Origin of the sequence: Collinsella sp. CLA-ER-H9 (assembly GCF_040092295.1) — a bacterium.
Classification (GTDB): domain Bacteria; phylum Actinomycetota; class Coriobacteriia; order Coriobacteriales; family Coriobacteriaceae; genus Collinsella.
In genome coordinates, this window is record NZ_JBBNLV010000003.1 from 81,534 (window position 1) to 95,185 (window position 13,652).

Annotated in this window: 11 protein-coding genes and 1 riboswitch; of the genes, 6 read left to right on the forward strand and 5 right to left on the reverse strand. The window is 60.2% G+C overall.

The window, feature by feature from the left end:
* Nucleotides 1-236 precede the first annotated feature (236 nt).
* Complete coding sequence (locus AAAX73_RS03295; RefSeq protein ID WP_349124999.1) at nt 237-1,934, forward strand: hypothetical protein; 1,698 nt, start codon at nt 237-239, stop codon at nt 1,932-1,934.
* 207 nt (nt 1,935-2,141) lie between these two features.
* Complete coding sequence (locus tag AAAX73_RS03300) at nt 2,142-2,807, forward strand: alpha/beta hydrolase-fold protein (RefSeq protein ID WP_118065585.1); 666 nt, start codon at nt 2,142-2,144, stop codon at nt 2,805-2,807.
* Nucleotides 2,808-2,864: 57 nt separating this feature from the next.
* Here AAAX73_RS03300 and AAAX73_RS03305 read toward each other — a convergent pair whose 3' ends face one another.
* From AAAX73_RS03305 to AAAX73_RS03320, 4 genes are all read right to left on the reverse strand, one after another.
* Entirely contained in the window at nt 2,865-4,199 is a 1,335-nt protein-coding gene (locus AAAX73_RS03305) for a uracil-xanthine permease family protein (RefSeq protein WP_349125000.1), read from the reverse strand.
* Nucleotides 4,200-4,321: 122 nt separating this feature from the next.
* Nucleotides 4,322-5,455 carry a 5-methyltetrahydropteroyltriglutamate--homocysteine S-methyltransferase gene (locus AAAX73_RS03310; protein WP_349125001.1) on the reverse strand — a complete coding sequence of 378 codons (1,134 nt, stop codon included), beginning with the start codon at nt 5,453-5,455 and terminating at the stop codon, nt 4,322-4,324.
* Nucleotides 5,456-5,606: 151 nt separating this feature from the next.
* The gene (locus AAAX73_RS03315) at nt 5,607-6,503 is read right to left on the reverse strand and encodes a LysR family transcriptional regulator (RefSeq protein WP_349125002.1); all 897 of its coding nucleotides are present in this window, start codon (nt 6,501-6,503) and stop codon (nt 5,607-5,609) included.
* 9 nt (nt 6,504-6,512) lie between these two features.
* Nucleotides 6,513-7,421: an HAD family hydrolase gene (locus tag AAAX73_RS03320; protein ID WP_349125003.1), complete on the reverse strand. Its 909-nt coding sequence runs from the start codon at nt 7,419-7,421 to the stop codon at nt 6,513-6,515.
* A 93-nt stretch (nt 7,422-7,514) separates the two neighbouring features.
* A riboswitch (TPP riboswitch) is annotated at nt 7,515-7,625 on the forward strand.
* Between the two features lie 51 nt (nt 7,626-7,676).
* Between AAAX73_RS03320 and thiM the strand changes: the two genes are divergently transcribed.
* Genes thiM through AAAX73_RS03335 form a run of 3 tightly spaced genes read left to right on the forward strand, consistent with a single transcriptional unit; the run spans nt 7,677 to nt 9,553 of the window.
* Nucleotides 7,677-8,516, forward strand: a complete 840-nt coding sequence (thiM, locus tag AAAX73_RS03325; RefSeq protein ID WP_349125004.1) for a hydroxyethylthiazole kinase — start codon at nt 7,677-7,679, stop codon at nt 8,514-8,516.
* Between the two features lie 3 nt (nt 8,517-8,519).
* Nucleotides 8,520-8,861: a thiamine-binding protein gene (locus tag AAAX73_RS03330; RefSeq protein ID WP_225093307.1), complete on the forward strand. Its 342-nt coding sequence runs from the start codon at nt 8,520-8,522 to the stop codon at nt 8,859-8,861.
* Nucleotides 8,858-9,553 carry a thiamine phosphate synthase gene (locus tag AAAX73_RS03335; protein ID WP_022093951.1) on the forward strand — a complete coding sequence of 232 codons (696 nt, stop codon included), beginning with the start codon at nt 8,858-8,860 and terminating at the stop codon, nt 9,551-9,553. The genes AAAX73_RS03330 and AAAX73_RS03335 overlap by 4 nt, the downstream gene beginning before the upstream one ends.
* 112 nt (nt 9,554-9,665) lie before the next feature.
* On the opposite strand, the gene AAAX73_RS03340 is transcribed toward AAAX73_RS03335, so the two are convergent.
* Entirely contained in the window at nt 9,666-10,535 is an 870-nt protein-coding gene (locus AAAX73_RS03340) for a patatin family protein (RefSeq protein ID WP_349125005.1), read from the reverse strand.
* Nucleotides 10,536-10,859: 324 nt separating this feature from the next.
* Here AAAX73_RS03340 and AAAX73_RS03345 point away from each other — a divergent pair, with 324 nt between their 5' ends.
* A complete protein-coding gene (locus tag AAAX73_RS03345) occupies nt 10,860-13,577 on the forward strand; it encodes an EAL domain-containing protein (protein ID WP_349125006.1) in 2,718 nt (905 codons plus the stop codon).
* Nucleotides 13,578-13,652 lie beyond the last annotated feature (75 nt).

The window sequence follows — 13,652 nt, forward strand, 5'->3', positions numbered from 1 at the left end:
TTGCCTTCCTCGTCTACTTCTTCGTAGCGTAAGGGCAAGGCTGCAAAAGCTGAACAATAAAGCGCGGAGTCGCCATGCGGCCCCGCGCTTTTCTTTTAGCGTCGGTCCCTGCGCCGGCGTGCGGCCTATTTCTCCCCCATTTTGGCCATTTTGCCCTCCAAACGGCACTACCGCCGGCAACATCCAGCAGATACGCTGAACCTAGCCGTATAGGCCCTATGAGAACGGGAGCAACCATGGCAGCCTTGTTCACGACCCCCAAACGCAATGACACTACCGCCGGAACCCATGTTGCCGAACCCGACGTTCGCCGTCGCATAGGACTCGCGCACGGCAGCTGGCGCCGCGTGACGCGCCGCATCGTCGCGGGCGCCGTGTGCGCGCTCACGGTGAGCTCGCTGCTCATGCCGAGCGTCTCGCTCGCAGCGGAATGGGTCAAGGTCGGCGGCAACAAGTACAACACCGCGGCGAGCGACGAGGCCGGTACCTGGTCGTGGGACGGCGCCGACGACTTGAAGCTCAACAACTATAACGGCGGCGAGATCCAGGCCGCAGGCAAGCTCAACGTGAATTACTCGGGGACCAACATCGTCACTGCCGAATGGATCGAAGGCATCAACGTTTCTCATGGCACTAACGAGAACGCCGAGCTCAATATCCAAGGCGACGCGGGCAGCACGCTCAGCGTGACATCTACTGAGGACGCTATCCTCTCCACGGGTAATATCAACATCAACGGAGCCGGATCCGTCAACGCCACGAGCACTGGGTTTGACGCCATCAATGCCGGGGGTGATCTCGCTATCAAAGGTTCGGGCAACGTCAACGCCACGGGTGCATCGGATGGCATCAGGGCAAACGGTAATATCACGATTGACGACAGCGGAGCCGTCACCGCCAGGGCTACCGAGGACAAGGGTATTGGAACCGACAAGAACCTCACCATCAAGGGTGGCGGGACGGTCGAGGCAAGCTCCGAGAAAGACGCTGCCGTCGAGGCCAAGGGCAGCCTCGCAGCCACAAACGCCTCCCTCAACGTAAACGGTGTTGAATATGGCGTCTATGCCCACAAGGGCATCACCCTCGATCATGCAAACGTGACGGTCCGTGCAGGTAAAGGCAGATACGGTGGCGCCATCGCCCTCTTCACCTACCAGGACGACATCGTCGTCAAGAACGGCTCCACCGTGGACGCGTTTGCGGAAGGTGAGGTTTCGGCTGCATTCTCCACCAGAAACGATCGACCCAACGAGAAGGGTGGCCACATCTACATCAGCGACTCCGTTGTCAAGGCCATAGCCCGCTATGTCGAGAACGGCGACGGCCCCATCCCCTACAGCGAAAACCAAGATGGCGAGACGAGCCCCGAGCCCCAAGGCGAGAACATCGGCATCATCGCCCAGACCAGCGAGGGCGTCACACCCGCAGTCATCTCGATCATCCGCAGCAAGGTAACGGCCGAAGGAGATACAGCGGCAATCTTTGCCCGTGCCATGAGCGCTGACGGCAAGACAATCGGCACCATCAAGATTGAGAACGCCGCCATCCAGACGCCCGAAGGCGGCAAGGTCATTGACTATCGCAAGCTCCGTAACGGCATCTACGAGGCAGGCCAAGCCATCGGCACGGGCGACGCTGTGATCGACTCTCCCTATAACGAAGCTGTCGCCAAGAGCATGGTCATCGCACCTCCCGAGGTAGCCAAGCCGGAAGACCCCAAGCCCGACGAGACCAAGCCCGCGGAGTCCAAGCAGGACCCCAAGCCCGAGGGCGCAAAGACGACCAAGACCGTTGCGGTTGCAACCACGAAGGCCAAGGCCACCGGCGTGCTCGCGGCAACCGGCGACACCTCGGGTGCGGCCATCGTGGCAACCGTCCTTGCGGGAACAGCCGCTATCGCCGCAGGCACCATGGCGAGCCGCAAACGCTCGTAGACGCCTCTGCGCACATGGCAGCTCCCGCGAAGGCCCCGAGTCCCAGCACCGTTTAACAACGCCACCGCCGAGCTCCCCTCCGGCGGTGGCGTTTTCCATATGCGTCCGCAGGGTATGCACGAGATTGTCTTTTGTCTAGCCCAACCTGCATGAACCGGCGTGCGACAATGGGGGCCGTCGATATCACAACGCCGAGAGAAGCCCGTCATGGAAGCGCATCAAAAGCAGATAACCGTTCATGCACAGCATGCCGAAAGCGCACCAGTCATCTATCTTCCCGTGGTCATGGGCGACGGCGCGGAGGTTTATGAACGCTGCCGAGAGCTCAACTGCCCGCCCTTCACGCTTGTCGGCATTGGCAGCCTCAACTGGAATCGCGAGCTGAGCCCCTGGGGATGCGACGGAACCGTGCGCGATGCCGAGCCCTTTGGCGGTCAGGCTTCCGGATTTCTCGATGAGCTGTTGAACTGGATAATCCCAGAGGCCGAGTCGTCGCTTCCTCAGCCGCCCACCTGGCGCGGCATTGCCGGCTACTCGCTCGCGGGCCTCTTCGCGCTCTGGTCCCTCTGGCAAACCGACGCCTTTAGCCGCGCCGCAAGCGCATCGGGGTCGTTGTGGTTTCCCGACTTTGTCGATCGCGCCAGCACGGCCCCTTTTGCCGGCAACCCGCAGGCCGTCTATCTGTCACTCGGCAAAAAGGAGACCAAGACACCCAACCGCATGATGCGGCATGTACTCGACGACACACGCGCGATGGAAGCGTTGCTCGTCGCGCGCGGCATTCCAACAACGCTGGAGCTCAACCCCGGCAATCACTTTGCCCAAACCGATCTGCGCATGGCACGTGGCATCCACTGGATATTGACGCATTAAAAATGACGCCCGCGCGTACGCATGGGCGCCATTTTTTGATTCAGCTGGACGCAGTTGTTACTCAGCAGCCTCCTCAAGCTCGGAGACATCAAACTCAAAGTCGTTACCCGGTAGGATGGCATTGAGCACAATGCCCACCAGCGAACCCACGGCAAGACCCGAAAGCGAAATGGTCACGCCGCCCAGCTCCAACACGATAGCACCGGCAGTGCTGTAAGCAATGCCGAGTGAAAGCACCAGCACCAGAGCGGCCACCAGCACGTTGCGGTTGTTCTGGAAATCGACCTGGTTCTCGATGAGGTTACGCACACCTACCGCACTGATCATGCCATAGAGCACGAGTGACACGCCGCCGATCACACACGCCGGCATGGCCGCAATGACAGCCGCGAACTTGGGGCAGAACGAGAGCACAATGGCGCAACACGCGGCAATGCGAATCACGCGCGGGTCAAACACACGCGTCAGGGCAAGCACACCGGTGTTCTCGCCATAGGTGGTGTTAGCCGGAGCGCCAAAGAGCGATGCGAGAATGGTCGCCAGGCCATCGCCAAGCAGGGTGCGATGCAGGCCGGGATCGGCAATGTAGTTGCGCTCGCAAGTCGAGCCGATAGCGGAGATATCACCAATATGCTCGATCATAGTCGCAAAGGCCAGCGGCATGATGGTGATGATGGCAGTCGTGGCAAGGCCGCTATCGAACTGAGGCCCAAAGAGCGCAAACACGGTGTTGCCCCACACGATGGGCAAGCCAACCCAGGGAGCGGCTGCGACGCCAGAGAAGTCGACCTCGCCCAGCGCAGCCGCAACGGCATAGCTCACCACAACGCCCAGCAGAATCGGCACGATCTTGACCATGCCGCGGCCCCAGATGTTGCAGATGACGATCACAGCCACAGCGACAACGGCAACAAGCCAATTGGTCTGGCAGTTAGCGATGGCAGAGCTTGCCAAGATTAGGCCGATCGAAATGACGATGGGGCCGGTCACCACCGGCGGAAAGAAGCGCATGACGCGCTTGGCGCCAAACGCGCGGAACAGGGCCGCCAGCACCGGATAGAGCAGGCCGGCGCAGGCTACACCCAGGCAGGCGTAGGGCAAAAGCTCGGCCTCGCCGTTGGGCGCGATTGCGGCATAACCGGCAATAAAGGCAAACGACGAGCCCAAGAAGGCCGGTACCTTGCCGCGCGACAGGAAGTGGAACAGCAGCGTGCCCAAGCCGGCAAACAAAAGCGTTGCCGACACCGAGAGACCGGTGAGCACGGGCACCAACACCGTGGCGCCAAACATCGCGAATAGATGCTGCAGACCGAGTAGGAACATGCGCGGGCGGCCGAGCGATGACGCATCGTAGATGGCATCGGCGACGGCGGGCGTCGAAGACTGGGACATGGATGTCCTTTCGAATGGAAGGGCGATCGGGCATATTGGATAACCTGCCCGAACGATACGATCCGAACCATTGTACGCGATACGCAGTGCCTCGCACGCGCCGCCACCTGCAAACGCTAGCGCTATTTCCAAACGCGTTCGGCGATGCGCCTGACCAGCGCGATCTTCGCCCACTGCTCGTCCTCGGTCAGCTTGTTGCCAATCTCGCAGCTGGCAAAGCCACACTGCGGAGACAGATACAGGTTCTCGAGCGGAACATACTTTGCAGCCTCGTGAATACGCTCAACGATGGCATCCTCATCCTCAAGCTCAGCGGCCTTGGTGGTCACTAGGCCCAACACGACCTTCTTGCCGGGGGCAACATACTTCAGCGGCTCAAAGCCACCGGCGCGCGGTGTATCGAACTCAAGGTAGAACGCATCGACGTTCTCGTGTGCGAACAGATACGGCGCGATGGGGTCGTAGCCGCCCTCGAAGGCATAGGTAGAGTGGTAATTACCACGGCACACATGCGTGTTGATGACCAGGTCGTCGGGCTTGCCCGCGATGGCGGCGTTGTTGAGCGCCACGCCCAGCTCGGACACCTTTTGCAGGTCGACCGGGCTCATACCAGTCTTTGCCACAAAGTCGGTATCGCAATAGATCCCCCAGGTGCAGTCATCAAATTGGATGTTGCGACAGCCCGCGGCATACAGGTCGGCAATCACGGTGCGATATGCTGCGGCAATGGCATCGACGAGCTCTTCGTCGGTCTTGTAGACAGCGTGCAGACTCTCCTGCTGGCCATCACAGCGGTCGAGCGTGACTTCGGAGAACGTCTGAATCGGCGCCGGGATGGTCTGGCGTGCAACGTGGCCCTCGCCCTCAAGTGCCTTGACAAACTTAAAGTGCTCGACAAACGGATGGTTCTCGCCGCTAATGGGACCGGTTACCACGGCGGTATCGGCCGTGGTCTCCTCATCGTGGAACATATAGCCCGTACGCGAGGTGCGACGCTCGACGCCGTTCAGCCCCCACATAAAATCGAGGTGCCAGTAGCTGCGGCGAAACTCGCCATCGGTGATGACCTGCAGGCCGGCGGCCTTTTGCTTTGCCACCAAATCGCGAATGGCATCGTCCTCGACGGCCTTAAGCCCCTCGGCATCGAGCGTGCCCGCGGCATAGGCGGCGCGGGCGTCCTTTACGGCCTGCGGACGAAGAAAGCTGCCGACGATATCGGCACGAAACGGCGCTTTGAGCTGGACGGAATTAGTCATACTGATCTCCTTTTTGCGTGGATGCTTTAACGAGACAAAGTATGAGGGCTCAAATAGCCATCGTAAAATATGAGTTATTTTCTGTTTGCCATAGGGAATGACTATACCAATACGCACCGCTAAGCATCATGCGTACGGCAGACATAACAAACTAGATGTGCTGACGAATCGCTTCGATATAGGCCTGCCCGTAGCGCGTAAGTGTCGTGTTCTTGCGCGTGATGATGCCGATCTCCATGTATTCGTCCACATCGAGCGGAATCGAAATGATACCGGGACCATTGAGCTCGTGGCTGATCACGCCCGAACACACCGTATAGCCGTTGAGTCCCATGACAAGGTTGAACAGCGTCGCACGATCGCGCACGCGGATGTTCTTGCGGCGCTCAAACGTCGAGGTCAGTTCCTCGGAATAGTAAAACGAGTTGTAGCTGCCCTGCTCGTAGGACAGGAACGGGTAGTCTTCCAGGTCCTCGAGCGTCACGCTGGAGCGGGCCGCCAGCGGATGGTCGGCGCATACAAAAACGTGCGGCGTGGCGCAAAAGAGTCCCTCAAACACCAGCTCATTGGCAGTGAGCATACGCTCGATGACCTCACGGTTGTGCTCGGATAGGTACAGGATGCCCAACTCGCTTTTCATGTGCGCGACGTCCTCGATAATCTCGTGGGTCTGCTCCTCGCGCAGGGTAAAGTCATAGCGCGCGGCATCGAACTCGCGGATCACATCGACAAACGCGTTGACGGCAAAGGAATAGTGCTGGCAGCTCACACTAAAGTGCGGCACCTGCTCGGATGCGCCCTTGTACTTGCCCTCGAGCAGGTCAGCCTGGTCGAGCACCTGGCGCGCGTAGCCCAAGAAGGTCTCGCCCTCCTCGGACACAATGACACCCTTGTTGGTGCGCTCAAAGATATGCACACCCATCTCGTTTTCGAGATCGCGAATCGACGCGGTAATCGAAGGCTGCGACACAAAGAGTCGGCGCGAGGCCTCGGTGATGCTACCGCATTCGGCAACTTTGACGACATATCTGAGCTGCTGAAGCTTCATAGCGCCCCCCTAGACGTTCGTGACGTCGAAACCCGTCGCATCCATCTGACGCATAAACGACGGCATCTCCCCCGTCGCGGCGCAGGCGGCAATCTGATGCAGAGCCCCAGCAACCGCATCGTCTGCCGCGGCTCCGATATGCCAGCGCGCGGCAGCCGTAACGGCCTCGTTGGCATTGGCGACGGCAACGGAATTGGAAACGGCATCGATCATGGGCAGATCGTTATCAGAATCGCCAAATACGGCCACCTCGTCGGGCGTCAGGCCCAAAGCGCGCGCCAACTCCAGTGCAGCGCGGCCCTTGTCCCAACCAGCCGGAAGGATGTCGAACAGGCGCACACGGTTGTTGGGAAACACAAGCGAGAGCTCCGGCACCTCGGCGGCGACGCGCTCGCGTAGCTCCGCAAGCTCCTCACGCGAACGGGCACTCCAGATATTCGCCTTGAACACCGGCGCGTCATCGACGACGGGACGGCACGGGGCCTCTTCGCCTTTAAGCCACGCATTGCCGCCCGACTCCATGGCGCGGCGTACGCGCTCGGAATCGCTCGTCACGCAATAGGCATCGTTATCCCAAAAGTCATCGCCTAAGCTGTAGACCTTCAGATAGGTATCGTCGGTTTCCTCTTCCAGATAGGCGGCAAGACGCATCAGGGCATCGTTGTCGGTCGCGCGCGAAGCGACCGCCTGACCGTCGACAAACATGACCTGACCGTTGCAGAACGCACCGGTCGAAAAGCACTCGGAACGATTTTTGAACATCCAGCCCATCGCGGACGGCTGGCGACCCGAAACCGGGCCAAAGTGCAGACCCGCCGCCTGCATGGCATGAATGCCCTCGATGGCGTAGTCACTGGCACCGTCATGCCCGGCTGGAATCAGCGTATCGTCCATATCGGTCAGCACAAGTTTGATCATAAGGCCCCCATTCGTATCGGTCCTACCTATTGTAACGACCTGCCAAAATAAACCTGTCCCTTTTTGGCAGGTGCGCTAGTATAGGGAACAACAGATTCGATGCGGGAGTGCCGGCGGTGCAAACCACAAGGCTGAGAGGGCATGGGGCCCAATCCTTTGAACCTGTCAGTTAATGCTGGCGTAGGGAGCATGCCGCCTTTTGAGGGGCGCTGTCTATGCACAGCGCCCCTTTTCTATGCCAAGGAGGCATGTGCAGTGATCGATTCGGAACAGCTTAAGCAACAAGTGGTCAAGGCCGTGGACGAGATTCGCGCCACCAACCCGATGGCAGGCTCCATCACCAACACGGTGACGATTGACTTTGTCGCCAACGCACAGCTCGCCGTGGGCGGTTCGGCCGCTATGGTCTATCTGCCCGACGAGGGCGAGGCACTTGTTGCCGGCGGCGGTGCCATCTATCTGAACATGGGAACGCTCTTCCCCATCTACGAGCAGACGATTCCCCGCGCGGCCAAGGCGGCACACGATGCCGGCAAGCCCTGGGTGCTCGACCCGGTGGGCCTGGGCATCGGCAGTCTGCGCACCCAACTGGTAAGCGAACTCAAGCAGTACAAGCCCGCCATCGTACGCGGAAACGCCTCCGAGATTATCGCGCTCGCCGGCCTGTGGGGCCTTGAGGGCGAGACGGCCGACCTGAGCCGCGTACGTGGCGTCGATACCACCGACACGGTCGACGCCGCTCGCGGCGCCGCCGTGGCGCTCGCCCGCTACACCGGTGGCGCCGTGGTAGTCTCGGGCGAGGTCGACCTGATCACCGACGGCACGACCGTGGCCAAGTCCCACGGCGGCAGCCCGCTCATGTCCAAGATCACCGGCTGCGGCTGCTCGCAGGGCGGCGTGCTGGCCGTGTACGCCTGCGCCGCCGACCCGTTTACGGCAGCCATCTGCGGCACCGCCGTCTACAACGTTGCCGGCACGCGTGCCGCCGCCGTCGCCGACGCCCCGGCAAGCTTTAAGGTCGCCTTTATCGACGAGCTCTACCGCGCGACCGCCCAAGACATCGCCAACAACCAGCTCGAGCTCGAGGAGGCATAAGCCATGTCCGAGCCTGCAACCAATGCCGGCATGAACACGCTCGTCGCCGTGGCCATCGCCCCATGCGGCACCGGCGACGAGCTGTCCGCCGAGGTCGCCGAGGTCGTGCGCGTCATTCGCGAGAGTGGCCTTCCCAACCGCACCACCTCGATGTTCACCGAGATCGAGGGCGACTGGGACGAGGTCATGCAGGTCGTGCGCGACGCAACCTTTGTGTTGGCGAGCAAGGGCATCCGCACCGAAGTCGTGCTCAAAGCCGATATTCGACCCGGATTTACCGACACCATGACCGGCAAGCTCGAGCGCATGGAAGCACAGATCAAAAAGCAGGAGGAAGCACGATGAGCATCCGCGACAACCTTGATATCTCGGCCTATCTGGTACTCGGCCCCGAAAACACGCTCGGGCGTCCCGTGGGCGATGTGGTGGCCCAGGCGCTCGACGCAGGCTTTACCTGCATCCAGGTGCGCTCCAAGGTGGCAAGTGCCCGCGAGATCATCGCGCTGACGGGCGACGCCGCGCAGGCAATCGCACAGGCCGGCAAGACCGGTCAGGTCGCCCTGCTGATCGACGACCGCCTGGACTGCGTACTCGCCGCGCGCGAGCAGGGCATCGCTGTCGACGGCGTGCACGTTGGCCAGAGCGATATTCCCGTCGAGGTCTGCCGCAAACTTTTGGGCCCCGATGCCATTGTGGGCCTTTCGGCCCGTTGCGAGGAGATGCTCGAGTACGTCAAGACCGCCGACATGAGCCTGGTCGACTACCTGGGCATCGGCCCGCTCCACGAGACCGAGACCAAGCGCGACTGCGGACGCGCGGCCGACGGCTCTATCATCACCAAGAGCTTTGAGGACTTGGCCGCACTCCACGCGGCAAGCCCCGTGCCCATCGTGGTGGGCGGCGGCGTCAAGACGGCCGACTTGCCGCAGCTTAAGGCAACCGGCGTCGATGGCTTCTTTGTGGTGAGCGCCGTCTGCAGTGCCGACGACCCCCACGCCGCAGCCAAGGAGCTCGTCGACACCTGGCAGCAGGCATAGGCTCAAGCCGAGCAGCTGATCCGCAGCCTCACATCTTTAGCAATGGAAAGCGCATCCCAGTTTGGACCTCCATTCCGGGATGCGCTTTCCGCCGAGTCCACGGCAGTTTGCCCTACTCTGCCAGATACGCTTCCAGCGCCGGCAAGGTCGCCTCCGCATCGTGGCGACCGACCTGGTAGATGCGCTCGAGCTCATCGGGCTCACGGCATAGCGACGGCACCTTCACCGATTCGCTCGGCCGCACCACAATGATTTCGCCGGCAGCCTCGCGACGTGCCAGGTCATCGAGCGTGGCATTGTAGACCTCATGCCGATGCTCAAGCGCTGCGACAAACTCCGGGTAGTGACGGAACACGCGCCGCAGCATGGGCATCATGCTGTTGGACTGCTTCACAAAGCCCGCCGGCTGCGTGAGCACCACGATATTGCGGTCATACCCCTGCGCAAACAGCCATGCACTGGGAATGGAATCAGCCACGCCACCATCCAGATACTTATGCCCGTCAATAGCAACGGGACGCGTCGCCACGGGAATCGCCGACGATGCCCGGATCCACTCGATATCCCGCTCGTCGCCATAGGGCAGGTCATGGTAGACGGCCTTGCCCGTCTCGATATCGGTACACACGCACGTAAATCGCATGGGGCAGGCGCGATACGCCTCCAAGTCGATGGGATCGCGCTCGATAGGCACCTCGTGATAGGCAAAATCGGCATTGAACATATCGCCAGTTCGCAGCCAGCTTACTACACCTGCATAGCGTTTATCGGCGCAATAGGCCTTGTTATAGCGAATGGCGCGGCCGATCTGACGCGATTTAAAGTTGTAGCCAAACGCCGCGCCCGCCGAGACACCCACCATATGGTCGCAGGTCAAACCGTGCTCCATCCAAACGTCGAGCACGCCCGCCGTATACATACCGCGGTAGCCGCCTCCCTCGAGTGCCAGCCCCACCGTGCGCGTCATAGTTGGCTGTGCCATGCGACCATCTCCGTCCCCGCAAATTTAAACGGAACAAGTATACCCATCAACATATACCGCCCCAGTCGCATTTTTATCGAACATCGCATCATCGCGCTGCCGTTTGTCGAATAATAGCCACCCACAGCATGTGCACCCCTATATAATTTTGCACTGTTGTTTATACTACTCAGCAGTTATCAACAGCGAACATTAGCCGGCAAAGTAACCCAACAACGCAGCAAGGCGGGGGCCTGGATACACGCAAAACGCTGAGCAACGATGCGTGTACACAACGAGCTCGCCCGACGCAATCCGCTCCGACTTCAGAAAGCCGCTTAGAACATGGATACTGTCAGCAATTACACCGAAACGCTCGAAAAGACCGTCCGTGACCTTCTCGAGCGTCAGGAGGATCTGATCAGGACCGCCTTTACCGACCAGCTTACCGGGCTTGGCAACCGTGGCGGCTTTGCCCGTTCCCTCGAGGAGCTCTGGGAGCAGGACACCCCCGTTACCATGGCGTTCATCGACATCGACAATCTCAAGCACTGCAACGACGTCTTTGGGCATGACGAGGGCAACCGCTATATCTTGCAGGTAAGCCTCTATCTCAAACTGTATATGAAAGTGGACGAGGCGGCGTTTCGCATAGGCGGCGACGAGTTTGCCATCCTATCTACGATTGCGACCGAGGACGACCTCGCCGAGCGTCTGGAACACTGCCGAACGATCCTGCTCAAAAACAACGATTCCGAGATGCCCCACTCGTTTAGCTACGGAGTGGCACACGCCGACCCCGCCCTGGGCGAAGCCTCCAATCGCATGACACTCGATGCCGACCATCGCATGTACGACTACAAGCTACGTCATGCCATGCACCTCGATCGGCGCAATATCACGCAAGTCCACGCCGACGACTTCGAAATAAGCAATCGCATTTTTGACGCCTTTTCGATGCTCAACGAGGGCCGTTATTTCTTTATCGAGAACTTGGACAAGGACCGCACCCTTTGGTCGCAAGGTGCCTTGCGCGATCTCGGTCTTCCTTCGGAGCACATAGACAGCTGCCGCGATTTCTGGAAGACGCGCGTCCATCCCGATGACCTCGAGGCCTACGCCAACGACATCAACCAGATCTTTAACGGCTCCAAACACCGCCGCGTCATGCAGTACCGCATGCGCAATGCCGCGGGTGACTACGTTCTCTGCCGTGCTCGCGGGTTTCGCATCGACGGCGACGGAAATGCCCCCTCGCTCTATGTCGGCGAACTTGTCAACCACTCACTCGCCGAAACCGTCGACGCCGCTACGGGCCTCGGAACGCAGCGTATGCTGATCAACGCTATCGATGCCTGCCGCCGCGATCGTTGCGAGACGGGGCTTATAGCGGTGCGCGTTCGTGGCACGACAAAGCTCAACGAGCTCTACGGGGCCGAGGCTGTCGACAACATGCTTGCCGAATACGCAGGCCGTATGCTGTCGATCACCCGCGGCAGGAGCCGGGTCTACCGTTCACGAAGCGTCCAGTTCGTCGTGCTCAGCAACGATTTGGACCACGAGGCATTCGAGCAACTGACCCGCCACCTTAAAGAGGCCGTTTTCGCTCCTGTTCAAATCGCAGGCGACGCCATTACTCCCGTCTGTCTTGTCGTACCGGCCTTTTACGAGCACTTAACCCATCAAGCGACCGCCGTTTTAGGCGAACTCGACCGTCGCCTTCGCACGGCTGGCGGGCTTGTTCCCAACGACAGCCTCCCCATACCCGAGGCGGAGCGCAAAAGCGCCATCGCCGAACGTATCGACTCGCTCACGGGACTCTATCGACCCAGCGAGTTTATGCGGCGCGCCAACGCATTTCTCGAGGCAAGGCGCGACGGCACCTGGTGCATCGCCACGGTCGACATGGGCCACATGCGCCTGTTTAATGAATGGCACGGCCAGGCCGAGGGCGACCGCGTACTCGCCGATGTGGGCACGGTCCTCAAGGACATCGAGAATGCCGATATGGGCGTCGCAGGGTACTGGGGCCAAGATGACTTTTGCGCACTCATCCCCTTTAAGCGCATCACCGTCCATCAAATCTACAACCGCGTTCGCGAGGTCGTAGCCAGGCATGATGACGGCGTAGGTTTTTGGCCGTCCATGGGCATTTACCCCATCGACTCCAATGAGGAGATCACCATCGATGCGCAGGCAAAGGCCATGTTTACCAATCGACGCGCCAAAAACGACTTCAAGGAGCGCATTGCCATTTTCCGCCCCGAAGAATATGAACACGAGATTGCGTTCCACCGCACGCTGACCGAGTTCCAGTACGCGCTCTCAAACGGCCGCATCACGTACTACCTGCAGCCCCAGGTCGATATGGAAACCGGCGAGATCATTGGCGCCGAGGCACTCACCCGCTGGATTGACAAGGACGGCTCTCTCATTTCACCCGCAACGTTTATCCCCGCACTCGAGGAAAGCGGCTTTGTGGTGACGCTCGACAAGTACATTTGGCAGGGTGTCGCCTCGTGGCTGCGCGTGCGTCTCGATCGCGGCCTTCGTGTGGTTCCGGTCTCGCTTAATGTGTCGCGCGTGGATATCCTTGCCTGCGACGTTGCCGAGCATATGGGGGCGCTTGCCGCCCAATACAACCTACCGCCCGAGCTCATGCGTATCGAGATCACCGAGACGGCTTATACGGGAGAGTCCGAAGCCGTGGACAAACTGACAGCCGACTTGCACACCCGCGGCTTCTCGACCTATATGGACGATTTTGGCACCGGTCAGTCCACGCTCGCGATGCTCAAGAACGTCAACGTCGACGTCATCAAGCTCGATCGCACGTTTGTGCCCGATAACGGCGATGAGGGCCGCAGCGTGCAAATCGTCTCATCAATGCTCGAGATGGCGCAGTCACTCCATCTGCCCGTTGTGATCGAAGGCGTCGAGACGGACAAGCAGGCAAACATGCTGCGCCACATGGGCGCCCGCTACGCTCAGGGATTCCTCTACTACCGCCCCATGCAGGCGGAGGATTTTGAGGCATTGCTCGATGGTGGCGACAACAACTAATACGCTCGCACGCAAACGCCACCGCCGAAGAGGACGTTTGTTCCCATGGGCTAACTAATACCCCAATCTAAACCG